This is a genomic window from Pseudomonas sp. ENNP23 (genome assembly GCF_001728945.1).
Classification (GTDB): Bacteria; Pseudomonadota; Gammaproteobacteria; order Pseudomonadales; family Pseudomonadaceae; genus Metapseudomonas; species Metapseudomonas otitidis.
This window is the reverse complement of the sequence record NZ_LYSP01000021.1, coordinates 76,151-97,010: the sequence shown is the minus strand read 5'-3', so window position 1 is coordinate 97,010 and position 20,860 is coordinate 76,151. Positions and strand designations below refer to the sequence as shown.

The 20,860-nt window shown below is 68.8% G+C and carries 15 protein-coding genes; 6 read left to right on the top strand and 9 right to left on the bottom strand.

All coding sequences use genetic code 11. From position 1 onward, the window contains the following. Positions 1 to 388, bottom strand: a 388-nt coding sequence (locus tag A9G05_RS13660) for an AraC family ligand binding domain-containing protein (protein ID WP_171902718.1), incomplete at its 3' end; no start/stop codon positions are given. A 192-nt stretch (positions 389 to 580) separates the two neighbouring features. On the opposite strand from A9G05_RS13660, the gene pobA reads away from it, so the two are divergent. Further along, positions 581 to 1,768: a 4-hydroxybenzoate 3-monooxygenase gene (gene pobA / locus A9G05_RS13655; protein ID WP_069561498.1), complete on the top strand. Its 1,188-nt coding sequence runs from the start codon at positions 581 to 583 to the stop codon at positions 1,766 to 1,768. Between the two features lie 92 nt (positions 1,769 to 1,860). On the opposite strand, the gene A9G05_RS13650 is transcribed toward pobA, so the two are convergent. The 3 genes from A9G05_RS13650 to A9G05_RS13640 are packed head-to-tail and all read right to left on the bottom strand — an operon-like array spanning position 1,861 to position 4,182. Beyond that, entirely contained in the window at positions 1,861 to 2,724 is an 864-nt protein-coding gene (locus A9G05_RS13650) for a pirin family protein (RefSeq protein WP_069561497.1), read from the bottom strand. Between the two features lie 56 nt (positions 2,725 to 2,780). Further along, positions 2,781 to 3,200: an OsmC family protein gene (locus A9G05_RS13645; protein WP_069561496.1), complete on the bottom strand. Its 420-nt coding sequence runs from the start codon at positions 3,198 to 3,200 to the stop codon at positions 2,781 to 2,783. A 22-nt stretch (positions 3,201 to 3,222) separates the two neighbouring features. After that, positions 3,223 to 4,182 carry an ABC transporter substrate-binding protein gene (locus A9G05_RS13640; protein ID WP_069561495.1) on the bottom strand — a complete coding sequence of 320 codons (960 nt, stop codon included), beginning with the start codon at positions 4,180 to 4,182 and terminating at the stop codon, positions 3,223 to 3,225. Positions 4,183 to 4,299: 117 nt separating this feature from the next. On the opposite strand from A9G05_RS13640, the gene A9G05_RS13635 reads away from it, so the two are divergent. Continuing rightward, positions 4,300 to 5,328 (top strand): amidohydrolase family protein, encoded by a 1,029-nt coding sequence (locus A9G05_RS13635; RefSeq protein ID WP_069561494.1) that lies wholly within the window; start codon positions 4,300 to 4,302, stop codon positions 5,326 to 5,328. Positions 5,329 to 5,365: 37 nt separating this feature from the next. Here the strand turns inward: A9G05_RS13635 and A9G05_RS13630 are convergent, their stop codons facing one another. Then, positions 5,366 to 6,706: a TldD/PmbA family protein gene (locus tag A9G05_RS13630; protein ID WP_069561493.1), complete on the bottom strand. Its 1,341-nt coding sequence runs from the start codon at positions 6,704 to 6,706 to the stop codon at positions 5,366 to 5,368. After that, entirely contained in the window at positions 6,706 to 8,136 is a 1,431-nt protein-coding gene (locus A9G05_RS13625) for a TldD/PmbA family protein (RefSeq protein ID WP_069561492.1), read from the bottom strand. The genes A9G05_RS13630 and A9G05_RS13625 overlap by 1 nt, the downstream gene beginning before the upstream one ends. A gap of 237 nt (positions 8,137 to 8,373) precedes the next feature. On the opposite strand from A9G05_RS13625, the gene A9G05_RS13620 reads away from it, so the two are divergent. From A9G05_RS13620 to A9G05_RS13605, 4 genes are read left to right on the top strand one after another with little or no spacing between them, the layout of a single operon-like run. Further along, a complete protein-coding gene (locus A9G05_RS13620) occupies positions 8,374 to 9,654 on the top strand; it encodes an MdtA/MuxA family multidrug efflux RND transporter periplasmic adaptor subunit (RefSeq protein ID WP_083272578.1) in 1,281 nt (426 codons plus the stop codon). Next, entirely contained in the window at positions 9,651 to 12,746 is a 3,096-nt protein-coding gene (locus tag A9G05_RS13615; protein ID WP_069561491.1) for an MdtB/MuxB family multidrug efflux RND transporter permease subunit, read from the top strand. Before A9G05_RS13620 ends, A9G05_RS13615 begins: the two co-directional genes overlap by 4 nt. 37 nt (positions 12,747 to 12,783) lie before the next feature. Then, a complete protein-coding gene (locus A9G05_RS13610; protein ID WP_069561490.1) occupies positions 12,784 to 15,891 on the top strand; it encodes an efflux RND transporter permease subunit in 3,108 nt (1,035 codons plus the stop codon). Next, the gene (locus tag A9G05_RS13605) at positions 15,888 to 17,378 is read left to right on the top strand and encodes an efflux transporter outer membrane subunit (RefSeq protein WP_069561489.1); all 1,491 of its coding nucleotides are present in this window, start codon (positions 15,888 to 15,890) and stop codon (positions 17,376 to 17,378) included. Before A9G05_RS13610 ends, A9G05_RS13605 begins: the two co-directional genes overlap by 4 nt. A 97-nt stretch (positions 17,379 to 17,475) precedes the next feature. On the opposite strand, the gene A9G05_RS13600 is transcribed toward A9G05_RS13605, so the two are convergent. The 3 genes from A9G05_RS13600 to A9G05_RS13590 form a co-directional block, all read right to left on the bottom strand. Beyond that, positions 17,476 to 18,477, bottom strand: coding sequence for a DctP family TRAP transporter solute-binding subunit (locus A9G05_RS13600; RefSeq protein ID WP_083265575.1), 1,002 nt, complete (start codon positions 18,475 to 18,477; stop codon positions 17,476 to 17,478). 228 nt (positions 18,478 to 18,705) lie between these two features. Beyond that, positions 18,706 to 20,052: a heavy metal sensor histidine kinase gene (locus A9G05_RS13595; protein WP_083265574.1), complete on the bottom strand. Its 1,347-nt coding sequence runs from the start codon at positions 20,050 to 20,052 to the stop codon at positions 18,706 to 18,708. After that, positions 20,052 to 20,732 carry a heavy metal response regulator transcription factor gene (locus A9G05_RS13590; protein WP_069561487.1) on the bottom strand — a complete coding sequence of 227 codons (681 nt, stop codon included), beginning with the start codon at positions 20,730 to 20,732 and terminating at the stop codon, positions 20,052 to 20,054. The genes A9G05_RS13595 and A9G05_RS13590 overlap by 1 nt, the downstream gene beginning before the upstream one ends. Positions 20,733 to 20,860: the final 128 nt, after the last annotated feature.

Genomic DNA, 20,860 nt, shown 5'->3' with positions numbered 1-20,860 from the left:
GGCCCACCGGGTAGCAGCCCGAGGAGGCCAGCACCGCCAGTGGTGCGCCCAACTGCTGTTCCAGGCGTTCCACCAGCGGTGCGCCGAGGCTGAGCACGTAGCCTTCGATGTTCTCGGAGAACTGGAAACCGTGGACGCACAGCGGCGGCGTCACCTGGATGGAGGGTTCGTCGACGGGGCTGTGCCGGCCTTCCACCTCCACCACCGCCTGGCCGCGCTGCACGTAGAGCAGTTGGAACAGGTCGGCATGGCGGTGCGGCTTGATCTCCCAGTGGTGCAGGCTGCTGCGCTTGGGAATGGACTCGCAATGCAGCAGGTCGGGGGTCGGCCAGGCCTGGTTCTCGCCGTAGAGCTTGAACACGGGCACGCCGGGGATGCGGTCGGTCATGGAGGGTCTGGCACGGATCAGCGGTGGATGGCTGCCCGATAATCGGACGCTGTTTTCAAAAGTGCAATTCCTGGTACGGAAAACACCCTTCTTTTCCCAATCTTGTCGGTAAAAATGCAGGGGCATCCAAGCCACTCGTTTGCGGTCGCTGCCAGCCATCGGGCCGCAACGCCTCACTGAGAGACAAGAACAATGAAAACCCAGGTTGCCATCATCGGTGCCGGCCCCTCGGGCCTGCTGCTCGGCCAGTTGCTGTACAAGGCCGGTATCGACACCCTCATCATCGAGCGCCAGACCCCCGACTACGTTCTCGGCCGCATCCGTGCCGGCGTACTGGAGCAGGGCACGGTGGACATGCTCCGCGAGGCCGGCGTGAGTGCCCGGATGGATGCCGAGGGGCTGGTGCATGAGGGCGTCGAGCTGGTGGTCGACGGCAAGCGGGTGCCGATCCACCTGAGCGAACTCACCGGCGGCAAGAGCGTGATGGTCTATGGCCAGACCGAGGTCACCCGTGACCTGATGGAGGCCCGCGCCGCCAGCGGTGCGCCGACCGTCTACGGTGCCCGCAACGTGGCGCTGCACGAGCTGAAGGGCGAGCGCCCCTGTGTCACCTTCGAGCACGCCGGCGAGCAGGTCCGGGTCAACTGCGACTACATCGCCGGCTGCGACGGCTTCCACGGCGTGTCGCGCCAGAGCATTCCGGCCGGGGTGCTCACCGAGTACGAGCGCGTGTACCCCTTCGGCTGGCTGGGCCTGCTGTCCGACACCCCGCCGGTTCACCAGGAACTCATCTACGCCCAGCACCCGCGCGGCTTTTCCCTGTGCAGCCAGCGTTCCCTGACCCGCAGCCGCTACTACCTGCAGGTGCCGCTGACGGACAAGGTGGAGGACTGGTCCGACGAGCGTTTCTGGACCGAGCTGAAGGCACGCCTGCCGGGCGAGGTGGCCGAGCGACTGGTGACCGGGCCGTCCCTGGAGAAGAGCATTGCCCCGCTGCGCAGTTTCGTGGTGGAGCCCATGCAGTACGGCCACCTGTTCCTGGTGGGGGATGCCGCCCACATCGTCCCGCCCACCGGCGCCAAGGGCCTGAACCTGGCGGCGTCCGACGTCTGCTACCTCTACCGCATCCTGGTCAAGGTCTACCGCGAGGGGCGCACCGACCTGCTGGAGAAGTACTCCGAACTGGCCCTGCGCCGGGTCTGGAAGGGCGAGCGCTTCAGTTGGTTCATGACCAACCTGCTGCACGACTTCAACGGCCATCAGGACGCCTGGGACCAGAAGATGCAGCAGGCCGACCGCGAGTACTTCCTCAGCTCCCGGGCGGGGCTGGTGAGCATCGCCGAGAACTATGTGGGCCTGCCTTACGAGCGGGTGGAGTGAGGCCTGCCCGGTAGCTGTGAAAGGCCCCCGGTGGCTCAGGTTGCCGGGGGCTCTTTTATGAGTCGAGTGCCGTTGCGGCGGCGCTCGCCCGCCTAACGCGGCAGCTCGATCCGCTCCTGTTCCCCCGGCACCACCGGCCAGTCGGCCGCTGCCCAGCGCTGGCGGGCCGCGTCGATCAGGGCCGGGTCGCTGGCGACGAAGTTCCAGTTCATCCGCCTCGGGCCGTCCAGGGGGGCGCCGCCGATCATCACCAGGTGCGCTTCGCTGCAGGCGCTGAGGCTGAAGGTTTCGCCCTCGGGGAGCACGGTGAGGCTGTGGCGTTCCAGGGGCTGGTCGTCGAGCAGGGCTTCGCCGTCCAGCAGGTAGAGGGCGCGCTGCGGGTGTTCGTCGGGCAGCAGCAGGGTGGCGCCGGTCTGCAGGCGCAGCTCGGCGTAGAGGGTGGGGCTGGTGACCGGTACGGGGGATTCCAGGCAGAAGCCGTGGCCGGCGATGAGGCGGATGCTCACCCCCAGGCTGTCCTGCTGCGGCAGGCTGGCGGCGGGGTGGTGGCTGTAGCGGGGGGCGCCTTGCTCCTGCTCGCGGGGCAGGGCGAGCCACACCTGCAGGCCGTGCAGGCGCGAGCCGTTGGCGAGCAGCTCGGCCGGGGTGCGCTCGACATGGGCGACGCCGGCGCCGGCGGTCATCCAACTGACGTCACCGGGGCCCACGCGCTGGTCGGAGCCGAGGCTGTCCTTGTGCTGCAGCGTGCCCTCGAACAGGTAGGTGAGGGTGGAGAGGCCGATGTGCGGGTGCTGGCGCACGTTCATGCCCTGCCCAGGGGCGAAGGCGGTGGCGAGCATGTGGTCGAAGAACACGAAGGGGCCGACGCTGCGGCACTGAGCCGAGGGGATCGGCCGGAGGATGGGCAGCCCCGCCACGTCTTCGGGGCGGGGGCGGATCACGAGGGGGCTGGTCATGGGGCGGCTCCGGCGGGCTGAGCGGCAAGCATAGCGCCGCGCCGGAGCCGGTGGCGTCACTGGCTGAAGTTGCCTTCGGCCAGGCGCGTTTCGATCTTCACCTCGGCGGTGGTCATCAGCTTGTGGATCGGGCACTTGTCGGCGATGCGCAGCAGGGTGGCGCGCTGCTCGTCGGTGAGGGCGCCGCGCAGGGTCAGCTTCACGCTCACGCCGTAGTGGCCATCCTTCTCGCGGCTGCTGTCGTGGAGCACTTCCACGCCCACGCCGGTCAGCGGGATGTCGTGCTGGCGCGCGTAGTAGGTGACGGTCAGCGCCTTGCAGGCGCCGAGGGCGGTGTCGAAGTAGTCATGGGGTTCGGGCGCGCTGCCGTCGCCGCCCAGGGCCCTGGGCATGTCGGTGAACAGCGCGTGGGTCTCGTCGACGCGGATGGCGTGGCGGTAGCCGTCGGCGGATTCGGTGGTGACGGTGATGGTCATCGGCAGTCCTCGGGTGGTGGGTTCATGGAGCACCCGGCGTGCGCACGGGGGCCGTGGTGTTTGGAGCCTGCAAGCGGGCCGGGTGTTCCCGGGATTTTTCATCCGCCCTGGCGCTGTGGGTGCGTGCCGGGTCTGTCGGCGGGTGGTACCAGAGCTCGGCGCGGCCCAGGGGCACCGTGTCGGGCAGGTCGGGGTTCTGCAGTTCGATCACCCGGCGCTGGTCCAGGCGGGCGCGGCGGATGCTGTCGCCGTGGCGGCGTTGGAACAGCCTCTCGAAGCTGCCATCGGCAATGGTCCGCTCCAGCCCGCGCTCGAGGGCGGCCGTGAGGTCGGGGCGCGACTTGGAGGTGAAGAAATAGAGGGCAGTGGGGTAGTGCAGCACCAGGTGCTCGTCGACGGTGAGGTCGAGGCCTTGCTCGCGCGCGCGCCGGGCCTCGACCCAGGCCACAACCACCTCGCGTGGGAAGAGTTCGAAACGTTTGGCCTGGAGCATGCGAAACAGGCCTTCATAGCTCGGCGAGGTGAGTACGGTCAGGCCGTTGGCGCGCAGGATGGCGGTGTCGGGCCAGTCATGGCGCTGGCCGATGCGCAGCGTCTTGAGGTCGTCCAGGCTGGCGATGCTGGCCAGGCTCTGGGCCCGGTCTGCCCGTACCAACGGGACGCGCCAGCCGATCAGGCCTTTGTAGATGGGGATGCGGATGGGGGCGAGCTCCGCCTCGCGCTCGCGGGTGGTCATGGCCCACATCACCTGTAAGGTGCCGTCGTTCTGCTCCAGCGAGTACTGAGCGCGCGACTGCGGCACCGGTTCGAGGCTGCGCTCCAGGCGGTAGTCGACGCCGCTGCGGTCCAGGGCCAGTTGCAGCAGCTCGACCACATACGCCTCCGGGTCGGCGCCATGGGAGTGCTTCGGGTAGACCAGGCGCTCGGCAGCGCCGACGGTGCAGGCAACACAGGCGAGAAGCAGCGGAAGGCAGCGTTTCATGGCGAAAGCTCTCGTGACAGCTGGGCAAGCATAATCCGTAAATCCGGGCGGATCATTCTCTGAACCCCGCAGGCGAAGCGCGGGTCTACCTTGGCAAGCCCCCTGGAGGACCTGGCCTTGCCCCTGATCCGAACCTGCACGGCCACGCTGCTGGCATGCTGCGCGCTGGTGGCGCAGGCGCGTGACTACCACTACAGCGACGCGCACCTGCACTACGTGGACTTCTTCCAGGAGAGCGACGGCATGCGCCCGCTGCTCGAGGCCATGGACAAGGGCGCCATCGACCACGTGATGATTGCCGGCGTGCCGGTGGCCAAGAAGTGGCACGAGGACGAGCCCAAGCGCCCGCGCTACTACGCCGGTGACGATGCCGGCGCCTACTGGTACAGCGCCACCGACGTGCTGGTGGCCGATGCGGTGAAGCGTCTGCAGGAGCACCAGCGCGGGCGCTTCCACCCCTTTCTCAGCGGCTTCAACCCCAACGACAAGAACGCCGATGCCCACATCCGCCGGATGCTGGAGCTGGACCCGGGGCTGTGGCAGGGCATCGGCGAGGTGTTCACCCGCCACGACGACCTCACCGCCCTGACCGACGGCGACACGCCTCGGGCCAACAACGAGGCCATGGCCCGCGTCTACCACCTGGCCGCCGAATACGACCTGCCGGTGATGTTGCACTCCAACATCACCTCCAAGCGCGAGCGCAACCCGCTGTACCTGGCGGAGCTGGAGGAGCCGCTGCGCAACCACCCCCACGTGCGCTTCATCTGGGCCCACGCCGGCACCAGCAAGGAGATCCACCGCCACCAGACGAAGCTGGACTTCCTCCTGCCGACCCTGGAGCGCCTGCTGGAGAGCTACCCGAACCTCTATGTCGACCTGTCCTGGACGGTGCTGCAGCCCTATCTGCTGAACCGGGACGGCCGCGCCGACCCGCAGTGGGTGGCGCTGGTGAAGCGCTACCCCGAGCGCTTCATGCTCGGCTCCGACGTGGTCGGCCGCTTCGACGGCCTGGGCGAGTACCTGAGCGCCTACGATCCCTTCCTCGACGCACTGCCCGAGGCGGTGGCGCGCCAGGTGGCGCGGGACAACTTCCTCGCCGTGCTGCCACGCTACGGGCGCCCGGCCAGCGGAACGGCCGAATGAGCCGGCCCGGCCCAGGGCGCCTGGGCCGGGCGGGGACTCACAGGGTGAGCTGCAGGCGTTTGACCAGGGCGCCGGGGAGCAGCGAAGAGAGGGTCTGGCGTTCGCCGTAGGTGCTGGCGGAGAGGCGCAGTTGGCGTTCGACGGTGAGGGCTTCGAGCTGGTCGCCGAGCAGGTCGAAGAGGCTGTCGTCGAAGCGCATGGTGCTGACCGGTGCCTGGATGCGGCCGTCCTCCACCCAGAAGGTGGCGAAGCGGGTCATGCCGGTGATGCGGGCGGCGGGCAGGTCGGACCAGTTCAGGTACCAGAGGTTGCCGATGTAGAGCCCGGTGCCGAGGGCGGCGAGGGCGTCCGCCTCGGGCAGGGTGCCAGCGTCCATCACCAGGGCCTGGGGGCTCTCGTCACCGCTGGCGCCGTTGCCGGGCATGCCGTATTCACGGGCGCTGCGCGAGCCCACCAGGCGACCGGTGAGGCGGCCCTGCTGGATGAGGGCGACGTCGCTGCGCGGCGAGCCTTCGGCGGTGAAGGCCGGGGACAGGGCGCCGACCACCTGTTCGTGCAGGCCCAGCAGCGGGCTGAAGCGGGCGCCGTCGCCGTCCAGGCGTTGCAGCGGGCTTTCCTTGGTCGCCAGGGCACGGGCAGAGAAGCCGCCCCAGCAGAGCATGCCGGTGATTTCCTCCAGCGCAGCCGGGGCGATGTAGGCGCGGTAGCCACCCGGCGCCAGCACGCGCAGCGGCTTGCCCAGGTGCTCCAGTTGGGCGCGGGCAGCGGCGAAGCGGCGATGGAATTCCTCGTCGTTCCAGCCCTGGCCGGCGTAGTCGGCCTTCACCGCCTGGCCGTTGGCGTGGAACAGGCTGAAGTCGAAGTTGAAGCAGTGGGCGCTGTGCCAGCCGAAGGCGCCCCAGCTGTTGGCGAAGCCCCGATAGAGCGGGCCGGCGGCATAGATGCCGACCAGGTCCAGTCCTTCGGCGGCGGCGCTGATGCAGGGCAGCACGATGGCCGGGTCGGGCAGCGGCTGGGTGTCGACGTGGCGCCGCTGCCAGGGCGTGCGGTCGGGCATCAGGTAAGGGTCGGGCGGCAACTGGCCGATCACCGCGCGCAGGCGGTCGAGGCCGTCCGCCAGGCGCTGGCGGTCTTCGTCCGGCTGGCCGGAGAGGGTGACGGCCATCTGCGCCTGGCGCTCGGCGGCGATCAGTTGCAGGGTGGCCCCGGCCTGGGACACCTGGCCGGCCTGGCGCACGCGGGCGTGGTTGAAGCGGATGAAGTCGGAGGCCTCGGCGCTGTACCAGAGGGTGAAGTCCTCGCCGGGGCGCATGGCCTGGCGCAGGGAGTCGGCGAGGGCGGCGAAGCCGGCTTCGCGGGCGTCGATCTGCACGTTCATCAGGCGGCACCTCCGAATACGTCGACCTGGCTGAATACGCAGGCGGGGGAGGCGTGGCCCACCCGCACCACCTGGTTGGGCTCGCCCTTGCCGCAGAAGGGCGTGCCGAGCACTTCGAAGGTGCTGGCATCGCCCACCGCCGCGAGGCTGCGCCAGAAACTGGCGGAGATGCCCCGGTAGTTGGGGTTCTTCACCACGCCCTTGAGCTCGCCGTTCTCGATGAGCTGGCCCCATTCGCAGCCGAACTGGAACTTGTTGCGCGCATCGTCGATGGACCAGGAGCGGTTGGTGGTCATCAGGATGCCGCGCTCGATGCCGCCGATCAGTTGATCCAGGCGCTGGTCGCCGGGCTCGATGTTGAGGTTGGCCATGCGGTCGATGGGCGCGCGGTTCCAACTGCAGGCGCGGCTGTTGGCCACGCCCGGCAGGCCGCTGCGTTGCTGCGAGAGGGCGCCGCCGAGGGGCCGCAGGAGCAGGCCCTTGTCGATCAGCAGGGTCTTTTGCGCGGGGCTGCCATCGTCGTCGTGGCCGTAGCTGGCCAGTTCCTCGGGGATGCCCGGATCGAAGCTGACGTTGAGCAGCGCCGAGCCGTACTGGTAATGACCGAAGTCTTCCTGGCGGATGAAGCTGGTGCCGGCGTAGTTGCGTTCGTCGCCGAGGATGCGGTCCAGCTCCAGCGGGTGGCCGATGGATTCGTGGATCTGCAGCATCATCTGCTCGGGCATCAGCAGCAGGTCGCGCGCACCTTCCGGGGTGTTGGGCGCCAGCAGCAACTGCAGCGCCTCGTCGGCCACGCGCGGTGCCGAGCCGCGCAGCCCCAGGCGCTGGATGACCTCGGCGCCGCCCTGTTGGCCGCCGCTGTAGCCGCCGAAGCTGCGGGTCTGGCTGTCGTGGCCGTCGAAGGCGGTGACGCTGGCGCCGGGGTAGACGAATTGCAGCTCCTGCCAGTGCTCGGCGCCGACGCTGTTGAGGTAGAGCTGCTCGTGGCGGTCGACGCTGAGCAGCAGGGTCCAGTTGACCAGGCGCGGGTCGGCGGGCACCGCGGCGGACTCCTCGCGCAGCAGCTCGATGCGCTCGGCGATGCCGGGCAGCGGGGTGTCGAGGCCCGGGGAGCGGTACTCGGCGCGGCCCTGGGGCGGGGCGACGCGGGCGTCCACCAGGTTGTACGGGGCGATCAGCCGGGCGCGCGCTTCGGCCAGGTCGAGGGCGCGCTGCAGACCGGCGGTGCTGAGGTCGCTGGTGGCGGCATAGGCTTCGACGCCGCCGATGCGCACGCTGAGCATGGCGCCCAGGTCGCTGGAGAAGAGCGGCGGCTCGGCGACGTTGCGCCTTACCTCGCAGTGCTCGCCGCTCTGGCGGACGATGCGCAGGGCGTGGAAGTCGGCGCGGCTGCGCAGGGTGGAGAACTGCTGCTTGAGTCGTTCGAACACGGGGCACTCTCAGGATGCGGAAAGGCGAGCGCGCATGGTCGCGCGCCGCGCGTGGATGGACAAGAACGGGTACGGAAAGGAGATGTGACATTTGCGCAGCAGGTCGCCAAGGGCCGTCACCGCTCAAGGGCGCGACCTCGCTGGGGTCAGGAATGGGTAAATAGGCGGTAAAGAGGCTTTGCCTGGCCTCGCCGAGTGCTTATCGTGCTCGCTCTCGCACGAACCGACCGCAGAATCATGCCCTCGATCCAAGACCCGCACGCTCGTCCCGCCCGGCGCTGGCCGCTCATCCTCGTCTGTCTGTTCGCCCTGGTGGCGCTGATCTGGTGGCTGTGGCCCGCCGCCTCCGGCCACAAGGCCGATGAGCCCCGCACCCGTCCGGGAGCGGCCGGAGCGGCCCGCCCGGGCTTCGGCCCGTTCAGCGGCCCGGTGCCGGTGCGCGTGGCCGCCGCCACCCAGGGTGACTTCCCCGTCTACTACAAGGCCCTTGGCACGGTCACCGCGCTGAACACGGTGAACGTCAAGGCCCGCGTCAGCGGCGAGGTGGTCAAGCTGGCCTTCGAGGAGGGCCAGCAGGTCAAGGCCGGCGATCTGCTGGCGGTGATCGACCCGCGCCCCTACCAGGTCGCCCTGCAGCAGGCCGAAGGCACGCTGTTGCAGAGCCAGGCCCAGTTGAAGAACGCCGAGATCGACCTGGCCCGCTACCGCGGCCTGTATGCCGAGGACAGCATCGCCAAGCAGACCCTGGACACCCAGGAAGCGCTGGTGGGCCAGTACAAGGGCACGGTCAAGGCCAACCAGGCCGCCGTCGCCGAGGCCAAGCTGAACCTCAGCTTCACCCAGGTGCGCGCGCCGGTGGCCGGCCGCGTCGGCCTGCGCCAGGTGGACCTGGGCAACCAGGTCGGCACCGGCGACACCACGCCGCTGGTGGTGATCACCCAGAACCGCCCCATCAGCGTCACCTTCACCCTGCCGGAGAACCAGTTGCCCGGCGTGGTCAGCCGCTTCCGCAGCGGCCAGACGATGCCGGTGGAGGCCTGGGACCGGGGCGACACCCTGAAGCAGGCCGAGGGCGTGCTGCAGAGCCTGGACAACCAGATCGACACCACCACCGGTACGCTGAAGTTCAAGGCGCGCTTCGCCAACGACAGCGAGACCCTGTTCCCCAACCAGTTCGTCAACGTGCGCCTGCTGGCCGACACCCTGGCCGAGGCCGTGCTGGTGCCCTCGGCTGCGGTGCAGTTCGGCAGCCAGGGCACCTTCGCCTACGTGCTGGACGGCGAGAAGAAGGTGCGCGTGCAGAAACTCGAGACCGGCCCCAGCGACGGCGAGCTCACGGTGATCCGCAGCGGCCTCAAGGCCGGCGAGCGGGTGGTGCTGGAAGGCACCGACCGCCTGCGCGACGGCAGCGACGTGGAAGTGGTGCACGACAGCGATGCCGTGCCGGCCGCGCCGAGCGAGCAACTGCAAGGCGCCGACAAGGGCGAGCAGGGCGGCAAGGCTGAAAAAGGCGTATGAACATCTCCCGCCTGTTCATCCTGCGGCCGGTCGCCACCACGCTGAGCATGCTGGCGATCCTGCTGGCCGGCCTGATCGCCTACCGCCTGCTGCCGGTGTCGGCGTTGCCGGAGGTGGACTACCCGACCATCCGCGTGATGACGCTCTACCCGGGTGCCAGCCCGGACGTGATGACCAGCGCCGTGACCGCGCCGCTGGAGCGCCAGTTCGGGCAGATGCCGGGGCTGGACCAGATGTCCTCCACCAGTTCCGGCGGCGCTTCGGTGATCACCCTGCGTTTCAACCTGGACGTGCAGTTGGACGTGGCCGAGCAGGAAGTGCAGGCGGCCATCAACGCCGCCACCAACCTGCTGCCCAATGACCTGCCGGCACCGCCGGTCTACAACAAGGTCAACCCCGCCGATACCCCGGTGCTGACCGTGGCGGTGATGTCGCGCACCTTGCCGCTGCCGCAGTTGCACACCCTGGTGGATACGCGCATGGCGCAGAAGCTGTCGCAGATCAGCGGCGTCGGCATGGTCAGCATCGCCGGCGGCCAGCGCCAGGCGGTGCGCATCAAGGTCAACCCGGAGGCCCTCGCGGCCAACGGCCTGAACCTCTCCAGCGTGCGTTCGCTGATCACCGCGTCTAACGTCAACCAGCCCAAGGGCAACTTCGACGGCCCGACGCGCACTTCGATGCTGGATGCCAACGACCAACTGAAGTCGGCGGACGAGTACGCCAACCTGATCCTCGCCTACAAGAACGGTGCGGCGCTGCGCCTGAAGGATGTGGCCACCATCGTCGAAGGCGCGGAGAACGAGCGACTGGCCGCCTGGGCCAACCAGAACCAGGCCGTGCTGCTGAACATCCAGCGCCAGCCCGGCGCCAACGTCATCGAGGTGGTGGACCGCATCCAGGAGCTGCTGCCGAAGATGACCGCCAACCTGCCGGCGGGCCTGGACGTGATGGTGCTGACCGACCGTACCCAGACCATCCGCGCCTCGGTACGCGACGTGCAGCACGAGCTGATGCTGGCCATCGCCCTGGTGGTGATGGTGACCTTCTTGTTCCTGCGCCGGGTCAGCGCGACGCTGATCCCCTCCATCGCCGTGCCGCTGTCCCTGGTGGGCACCTTCGGGGTGATGTACCTGGCCGGCTTCTCGGTGAACAACCTGACGCTGATGGCCCTGACCATCGCCACCGGCTTCGTGGTGGACGACGCCATCGTCATGCTGGAGAACATCGCCCGCCATCTGGAGGAGGGCGCTACGCCGCTGGAGGCCGCGCTCAAGGGCGCCCGGCAGATCGGCTTCACGCTGATCTCCCTGACCTTCTCGCTGATCGCCGTGCTGATCCCGCTGCTGTTCATGGCTGATGTGGTGGGGCGGCTGTTCCGCGAGTTCGCCATCACCCTGGCGGTAGCCATCCTGATCTCCCTGGTGGTGTCACTGACCCTGACGCCGATGATGTGCGCGCGGCTGCTCAAGCCCGAGCCGGAGCCCAAGGACCAGGGCCGTTTCTACCGCGCCAGCGGCGCTTTCATCGACGGCATGATCGAGCGCTATTCCCATGGCCTGCGCTGGGTGTTGCGCCACCAGATGCTGACCCTGTTGGTAGCCCTCGGCACCCTGGCGCTGACCGTGGTGCTGTACCTGGCGGTGCCCAAGGGCTTCTTCCCGGTGCAGGACACCGGCGTCATCCAGGGCATCACCGAGGCGCCGCAGTCGGTGTCGTTCCGCGCCATGGGCGAGCGCCAGCAGCAGGCGGCCGAGGTGATCCTCAAGGACCCGGCGGTGGCCAGCCTGACCTCCTACATCGGCGTCGACGGCGACAACGTCACCCTCAACAGCGGGCGCATGCTGATCAACCTCAAGCCCCACGGCGAGCGCGACGTCACTGCCAGCGAAGTGATCCAGCGCCTGCAGCCGCAACTGGAGCGCCTGGTGGGCATCCGCCTGTACCTGCAGCCGGTGCAGGACCTGACCATCGAGGACCGGGTCAGCCGCACGCAGTTCCAGTTCAGCATGGAGTCCCCGGACGCCGACCTGCTGCGCGAGTGGACCGGCAAGCTGGTGGATGCCTTGCGCCAACAGCCGGAGCTGTCCGACGTGGCCAGCGACCTGCAGGACAAGGGCCTGCAGGTGTATCTGGACATCGACCGCGATATGGCCGGGCGCCTGGGGGTGGAGGTCTCGTCCATCACCGATGCGCTCTACGACGCCTTCGGCCAGCGGCAGATCTCCACCATCTTCACCCAGGCCAGCCAGTACCGCGTGGTGCTGGAGTCCGCCACGGGCGATCGCGTCGGGCCCAAGGCGCTGGAGCAGTTGCGGGTGGCCGGCACCGATGGCGTGCAGGTGCCGCTCGCGGCCCTGGCGCGCATCCAGGAGCGCCAGTCGGCCCTGGTGGTGAACCACATCAGCCAGTTCCCGGCGGTGAACCTCTCCTTCAACCTGGCGCCTGGCGTGGCCCTGGGCGAGGCGGTGCAGGTGATCGAGCGGGTGCAGCAGGAGATCGGCCTGCCGGAAGGCGTCCAGACCCGCTTCCAGGGCGCGGCGGCGGCCTTCGAGGCGTCGCTGTCGAGCACGCTGCTGCTGATCCTGGCGGCGGTGGTGACCATGTACATCGTCCTCGGCGTGCTCTACGAGAGCTACATCCACCCGATCACCATCCTTTCCACGCTGCCCTCGGCGGGTGTTGGCGCCTTGCTGGCGTTGCTGCTGTCGGGCAACGACCTGGGCCTGATCGCCATCATCGGCATCATCCTGCTGATCGGCATCGTCAAGAAGAACGCGATCATGATGATCGACTTCGCCCTGGAGGCCGAGCGCCAGCAGGGCATGGCGCCGGAGGAGGCCATCTACCAGGCGGCGCTGCTGCGCTTCCGGCCGATCCTGATGACCACCCTGGCCGCGCTGTTCGGTGCCGTGCCGCTGATGCTCGCCAGCGGTTCCGGCGCGGAGCTGCGCCAGCCCCTGGGCCTGGTGATGGTGGGCGGCCTGCTGGTGAGCCAGGTGCTGACGCTGTTCACCACGCCGGTCATCTACCTGTTCTTCGATCGCCTCTCGCGGCGCTTCACCGGCCGCAGCGCGGCAGGGGTGGCGGCATGATGCGCCTCTTGCCGGCTGCCCCGGTCGGAGCGACGCCGTGAACCTGTCCGCTCCCTTCATCCGCCGGCCGGTGGCGACCCTGCTGCTGAGCCTGGCGATCATGCTGCTGGGCGGGGTGAGCTTCGGCCTGTTGCCGGTCTCGCCGCTGCCGCAGATGGACTTTCCGGTGATCACCGTGCAGGCCAGCCTGCCCGGTGCCAGCCCGGAGATCATGGCCTCCAGCGTCACCACGCCGCTGGAACGCTCCCTGGGCACGCTCTCGGGCATTACCCAGATGACCAGCCGCACCAGCCAGGGCTCGACGCGGATCGTCATCCAGTTCGACCTGGATCGCGACATCAACGGGGCTGCCCGCGAGGTGCAGGCGGCCATCAACGCCTCGCGCAACCTGCTGCCCAGCGGCATGCGCAGCATGCCCACCTACAAGAAGGTCAACCCGTCCCAGGCGCCGATCATGGTGCTGTCACTGACCTCCGACGTGCTGGAGAAGGGTCAGCTTTACGACCTGGCCTCGACCATCCTGGCCCAGAGCCTGGCCCAGGTTCAGGGCGTGGGTGAGGTGCAGATCGGCGGCAGTTCGCTGCCGGCTGTGCGGGTGGAGCTGGAGCCGCAGTTGCTCAACCAGTACGGCATCGCCCTGGACGACGTGCGCAGGACCATCGCCGCTGCCAACCAGCGCCGCCCCAAGGGCGCGGTGGAAGACGCCGAGCGCCACTGGCAGGTGGGCGCCAGCGACCAGTTGGAGAAGGCCGCCGACTATGCGCCGCTGATCCTCCGCTACCAGGATGGCGCGGCCTTGCGTCTGGGCGATGTGGCCAAGGTGCGCGATGCCGTGGAGGACCGCTACAACAGCGGCTTCTTCAATGACCAGGACGCGGTGCTGCTGGTGATCAACCGTCAGGCCGGCGCCAACATCATCGAGACCATCGAGCGCATCAAGACGCAGTTGCCGAGCCTGCAGGCGGTGCTGCCGGCCAGCGTCAAGCTGAACCTGGCCATGGACCGCTCGCCGGTGATCCGGGCGACCCTGCACGAGGCCGAGCGCACCCTGCTGATCGCCGTGGTGCTGGTGATCCTGGTGGTCTACCTGTTCCTCGGCAGCCTGCGCGCGTCGCTGATCCCGGCGCTGGCAGTGCCGGTGTCGCTGGTGGGCACCTTCGCGGTGATGTACCTGTGCGGCTTCTCCCTCAACGTGCTGTCGCTGATGGCGCTGATCCTCGCCGCCGGCCTGGTGGTGGACGACGCCATCGTGGTGCTGGAGAACATCGCCCGGCACATCAATGAGGGCATGCCGCCGTTCAAGGCGGCGCTGCAGGGCACCCGCGAGGTGGGCTTCACCCTGCTGTCGATGAACCTGTCGCTGGTGGTGGTGTTCGTCTCCATCCTGTTCATCGGCGGCATCATCGACCGCATGTTCCGCGAGTTCTCCCTGACCCTGACGGCGGCCATCCTGGTGTCGCTGCTGGTGTCGCTGACGCTGACGCCGATGCTCTGCGCACGCTGGCTCAAGCCCCACGTGCCGGACAAAGACAGCCGCATGCAGCGTTGGAGCGAGGCGATCCACCAGCGCATGACCCGGCTCTACGACGTCAGCCTCGGCTGGGCCCTGCGCCACCCACGCCTGACCCTGGCCAGCCTGCTGGTGACCATCGGCCTCAACGTCGCGCTTTACGTGATCGTGCCCAAGACCTTCATGCCGCAGCAGGACACCGGCCAGTTGATCGGCTTCATCCGCGGTGACGATGGCCTGTCATTCAGCGTGATGCAGCCGAAGATGGAAATCTTCCGCCGCGCGGTGCTCAAGGACCCGGCAGTGGAAAGTGTGGCCGGCTTCATCGGCGGCAGCGGCGGCATCAACAACGCCTTCATGATCGTGCGGCTGAAGCCGATCAAGGAGCGCCAGCTTTCCGCCCAGAAGGTGATCGAGCGCCTGCGCAAGGACATGCCCCGGGTGCCCGGCGGCCGGCTGATGCTGATGGCCGACCAGGACATCATGACCGGCGGCTCCCGCGAGCAGCGCAGCTCCCAGTACGAGTACGTGCTGCAGGCCGGCGAGCTGGCCGACCTGCGCACCTGGCTGCCCAAGGTGACCGACGCGCTGAAGGCGCTGCCGGAGCTGACCGCCATCGACGCGCGGGAAGGCGAGGGCGCCCAGCAGGTGACCCTGAAGGTGGACCGGGACGCAGCCAAGCGCCTGGGCATCGACATGGCGATGGTCACCACGGTGCTCAACAACGCTTACAGCCAGCGGCAGATCTCCACCATCTACGACAGCCTCAACCAATACCGCGTGGTGATGGAGGTGAACCCGAAGTACGCCCAGGACCCATCGACCCTGGAGCAGGTGCAGGTGATCACCACCGACGGCCAGCGCGTGCCGCTCTCGGCCATCGCCCGCTACGAGCGCAGCCTGGAGAACGACCGGGTCAACCACGAGGGCCAGTTCGCCTCGGAGAGCATCTCCTTCGACCTGGCGCCGGGGGTGAGCCTGGACCAGGCCACGGTGGCCATCGAACGGGCCGTGGCGGCCATCGGTATGCCCAGTAGCGTGATCGCGCGCCTGGGCGGCACCGCCGACGCTTTCGCCAGTGCCCAGCAGAACCAGCCGTGGATGATCCTCGCCGCGCTGCTGCTGGTCTACCTGGTGCTGGGCATTCTCTACGAGAGCTACATCCATCCGCTGACCATCCTCTCGACGCTGCCGTCGGCAGGGGTCGGTGCGCTGCTGACCATCCAGTTGCTGGGCGGCGAGTTCAGCCTGATCTCGCTGCTGGGGCTGTTCCTGCTCATCGGCATCGTCAAGAAGAACGCCATCCTGATGATCGACCTGGCGCTGCAACTGGAGCGCGGTGAGGGGCTGGCTCCGGCAGAGTCCATCCACCGCGCCTGCCTGCTGCGCCTGCGGCCGATCCTGATGACCACCCTGGCGGCCATCCTCGGTGCCGTGCCGTTGCTGATCGGCGGGGCGGAGGGCGCGGAGATGCGCCAGCCGCTGGGCGTGACCATCATCGGCGGCCTGGTGTTGAGCCAGGTCCTCACCCTCTACACCACCCCTGTGGTCTACCTGTACCTCGACCGCCTGCGCCATCGCTTCAACCGCTGGCGCGGCGTGCGCACCGACGCTTCGCTGGAGACACCGCTATGAACCCCCATGCCCGCCCTCTGTTCCCGGCCCTGGCCCTGGCGGTCGCCCTGGCCGGTTGCGCCGTGGGCCCCGACTACCAGCGCCCGGATGTGGCTCGCGCCGCCCAGTTCAAGCACGTGGAGGGCTGGAAGGCCGCCGCGCCGGCCGACACCCTGGCCCGTGGCGCCTGGTGGGAGCTGTACAACGACCCGGTGCTGAACGACCTGCAGCAGCGTCTGGAGCGCTCCAACCAGACCCTCGCGCAGTCCGTCGCTCAGTACCGCCAGGCGCAGGCGCTGGCCCGTGGTGCGAGTGCCTCGTTCTTCCCCTCGGTGAACGCCAACGCCAGCAAGACCCGCTCCGGCCAGGGCGGCGGCAGCAGCACCGTTCGGTTGTCCGACGGCTCCACCGTGAGCAGCGGCGGGGGCAGCGGCGCCATCTCCAACAGCTACAGCGCCACCCTGGGGGTGAGCTGGGAGCTGGACCTGTGGGGCAAGCTGCGCCGCCAACTGGAGGCGGACGACGCCAGCCTTCAGGCCAGTGCTGCTGATCTTGCTGCCGTGCGCCTCAGCCAGCAGTCGCAGTTGGCGCAGAGCTACCTGCAGTTGCGGGTGCTCGATGCCCAGAAACGCCTGCTGGACGCCACCGTCGAGGCCTACAAGCGTGCGCTGACGCTCACCGAGAACCAGTTCCGCGCCGGCATCGTCACCCGCGCCGACGTGGCCCAGGCCACCACCCAACTGAGGAGCACCGAGGCCCAGGCCATCGACCTGAAGTACCAGCGCGCGCAACTGGAGAACGCCATCGCGGTGCTGATCGGCGAGCCGCCTTCTGCCTTCAGCCTGGCGGAGGTGGAGGGCATCCCCAACCTGCCGGCGGTCCCGGCCCTGGTGCCGAGCCAGTTGCTGGAGCGCCGTCCCGACGTCGCCTCGGCCGAACGCAAAGTCATGGCCGCCAACGCCCAGATCGGCGTGGCCAAGGCCGCGTACTACCCGAGCCTCAACCTCACCGCCAGTGGCGGCTACCGCACCAGCAGCCTGCACGACTGGATCACCACGCCGAACCGCTTCTGGTCCATCGGCCCCGAGTTCGCCCTCAACCTGTTCGACGGTGGCCGCATTCGCTCCCAGGTGGAACAGGCCGAGGCCGGCTACGACCAGACCGTGGCCAACTACCGGCAGACCGTGCTCACCAGCTTCCGCGAGGTGGAGGACTACCTGGTGCAACTGGCCGTGCTGGAAGAGGAAAGCGGGGTGCAACAGCAGGCGCTGGACGCTGCCCGCGAGGCCCTGCGCCTGGTCAGCAACCAGTACAAGGCCGGTATGCAGGACTACAGCAGCGTGGTCAGCAGCCAGGCCACGGCGCTGTCCAACGAGCGCAGCGTGCTCACCCTCACCGGCAGTCGCCTCACCGCCAGCGTGCAGCTCATCGCGGCCATGGGCGGCGGCTGGGATCGGGCCGGGCTGGAGCAGGTGCAGGCGGACGACGAGAGCCTGCCGACCCGCTAGGGCCTGCGTGCTGTCGGGTGAGCTGGGGCAATCGAGGGCTGCCGGGGGATGGGCAGCGAGGGAAGCCCGGCGCGGCGAGCGCCGGCCGGGCGGGGGATCAGCGGGACTTGCGGTTGACCACCTGGGCGGCCTTGACGATGTCTTCGCCGATGTCGGGGGTGTACTGGTCCCAGACCGGCTTCATGGCGGCACGCCAGGCCGCGCGTTCCTCGGGGGTGAGGGTGATGATCTGGGCCTTGCCGGCTGCCTGGATGCGCTGGCGGTCTGCCTGGTTCTGCTGGGCGGCGGCGTTGTTCACGGCGAAGGTGACCTCGTCGATGATGGCTTCCAGCTCGGTGCGGGTCTGGTGCGGGATGGCGAACCAGAAGCGCGAGTTGCTCACCAGCATGTAGTCCAGGGCGCCGTGGTTGGTCTCGATGATGTAGTGCTGCACGGTGTCGAGGTTCTGGCTGGCGAAGTTCGACCAGGTGTTCTCGGTGCCCTGTACCTGGCCACCCTTGAGCGCATCGAAGGTTTCGGCGAAAGGCATGGGCACGGCCTTGGCGCCGATCTGGGCGAACTGCGACTCCAGCACGTTGGACGCCTGGATGCGGAAGGCCAGGCCCTTGGCATCCGCCGGGGTGTGCAGCGGGCGACTGGCGGAAAGCTGCTTCATGCCGTTGTGCCAGAAGGCCAGGCCGATGATGTTCTTGTCCTCCATGGCGCGCAGCAGTTGGCGGCCCTTGGCGCGCTTCTGGAAGCGGCTGACCGCGTCCTGGTCATCGAACAGGAAGGGCAGGTCGAACAGTTGCAGTTGCTTGGTGTACTGGTCGAACTTGGCCAGGGAGGGGGCGAGCATGTCCACCTTGCCGTCCTGCAGGGCCTGCAGCTCGTCGGCGTCGCCGAACAGCGTGGAGTTGGGGTAGACCTCGACCTTCACCAGGCCGGGCAGGCGTTTTTCCGCCAGTTCCTTGAACAGCAAGGCGCCCTGGCCCTTCGGCGTGTCGTCGGCGACGACATGGGAGAAACGGATGGTGATGGGGCCGGTTTCCGCCGCCAGGGTGTGGCCGCTGGCGAGGGTAAGCGCGCAGGTCAGGGCAGCGATGTACTTCTTGATCATGGTGTGTGCCTTTTTGTTCTGGGCAGACAGTAGGTGGCCGCGACATGCGGACAGTGCCGGCTGGACGGTGCCGTTCGTGGCAGCACCGACAGGCGCGGTTCTCATGGTATCGCCCCGTCCGGTACATGGCCGGGAGGTGACGGTTCGGCAGGGTGTGGCTGGGCCAGGCAGTCCTTCGCCGACCGGCGATTATCCCAGAGTAGACGCTGCTGCGAGGGGTAGCACTGCTCAGTTCTGCGATGCGGTCGTGGTTGTGAGGGGGAAGTCCATCTGCAGGCGCGTCCAGCCGTCTGCGCTCACGCAGCGGACCTCGCCACCGTGGGCGCGGACGATGGAGCGGGTGATGGCCAGGCCGAGTCCGGCATGCTCGGCCTGGCCTTCGCGGCGGGCCGGGTCGGCGCGGAAGAAGCGGTCGAACAGGCGCGGTTGCAGTTCGGCGGGGATGGCCGGGCCCTGGTTGGCCACCTCCAGGCGCAGCGAGGGGCCGGCGGGTTGGGCGCTGAGCGCGATGGCGCCGCCGGCCGGGGTGAAACGCAGGGCGTTGTCCAGCAGGTTGGAGAGGGCGCGGCGCAGCATGGCGCGGTCGCCCTCCAGGTGGCCGCTGCCGGTGCAGGTGAGGCGGATGCCGCTCTCCTCGGCCAGGGGGGCGAAGAACTCGGCCAGTGCCTCCAGCTCGTCGGCCAGCACCAGGGGCTCACGGCGGGTGGTGAGCAGCCCGTGCTCGGCCTTGGCCAGGAACAGCATGTCGTTGACCATCTGCGCCAGGTGCTGCAGTTCCTCCAGGTTGGAATGCAGGGCCTCGCGGTAGGTGGCCAGGTCGCGGGGCTGGGCGAGGGTGACCTGGGTCTGGGTCAGCAGGTTGGACAGCGGGGTGCGCAGCTCGTGGGCGATGTCGCCGGAGAAGGCGGAGAGCCGCTGGAAGGCGTCTTCCAGGCGCGCCAGCATGGCGTTGAAGGCGCCCACCAGGTCGCTCAGCTCGGCCGGCACGCTGGTCGGGTCGAGGCGGGTGGTGAGGGAATGGGCGGAGATGCCGGCGGCCACCTCGGCCATCTGCCGCAGGGGTCGCAGGCCGCTGCGCACGGCCCAGGCGCCGAGCAGTGCAGTGGCCAGGGCGCTGAGGCCGACGGTGAGCCAGATCAGCCGCTGCATGCGTTCGAGGAAGTGCTGGTGGTGGGTGATGTCCAGCCGCAGGTCCAGGCGCGGGCTGTCGGCCTGGCCGGGGAGCAGCTCGGTGCCGTAGGCGCGCCAGGCGGTTTCGCCATGCTGGGCGTGGGCGGCGACGGCCTGGCTGTCGAACCACAGCTCGCCCCGGGGGCCGAGGATGCGCAGGGCGAGGTCGGGCTGGCGTTGCAGCTCGGCGTGCAGGTCGTCTTCCCGCGTGGCTAACGCTTCGGCGCTGCCCACCGGGCCGAGCAGGCTGCGCAGGGCTTCGGCACGGCTGGCCAGCAATTGGTTGTCCAGTTCGAGGAAGTGCGCCTCGCTGGCCCGGTCGAACAGGGCGCCGGCGATGAGCGAGACGCTGGCGGTGGCTGCGGCGAACAGCAGGCTGAGGCGGGCGCCGAGGGACTGGCGCATCAGGCGTCCCGCGCCTCGAGCACGTAGCCCATGCCGCGCACGGTGTGGATCAGACGGGTGGGCCAGGCGTCGTCCACCTTGGCCCGCAGGCGGCGGATGGCGACTTCGATGACGTTGGTGTCGCTGTCGAAGTTCATGTCCCAGACCTGGGAGGCGATCAGTGACTTGGGCAGCACTTCGCCCTGGCGCCGCAGCAGCAGCTCCAGCAGGGCGAACTCCTTGGCGGTGAGGTCGATGCGCTGGCCGCCGCGCTCCACCCGGCGCCGCAGCAGGTCGAGGCGCAGGTCCGCCAGTTGCAGGCTGGTTTCCTGCTGGCCAATGGTGCCCCGGCGCAACAGGGTGCGCACCCGCGCCAGCAGTTCGGCGAAGGCGAAGGGCTTGACCAGGTAGTCGTCGGCGCCCAGCTCCAGGCCGCGCACGCGGTCCTCGACGGCATCGCGGGCGGTGAGGAACAGCACGGGCGTCTCCAGGCCGGCTTCGCGCAGGGTGCGTAGCACCTGCCAGCCGTCGCGGCCGGGGAGCATCACGTCGAGGATGATCAGGTCGTGGTCGCCGGTCAGCGCCAGGTGCTGGCCGGCGATGCCGTCGCTGGCCAGGTCGACCAGGAAGCCGGCTTCGCCCAGTCCCTGGCGCAGGTACTGACCGGTCTTGGGTTCGTCTTCGACGATGAGCAGTTTCATGGCGGGCCTGTGTCGTGGGGTGTCCTTTATACCGTGCCGGGCGGGCGCGTTGGGCCTGGCTGACAAAGTTGTAATGTGCCGGTAAGCCAGGCGCCAGTGGCAGGGCGGCAGGATGGGGGCCTGTCCAT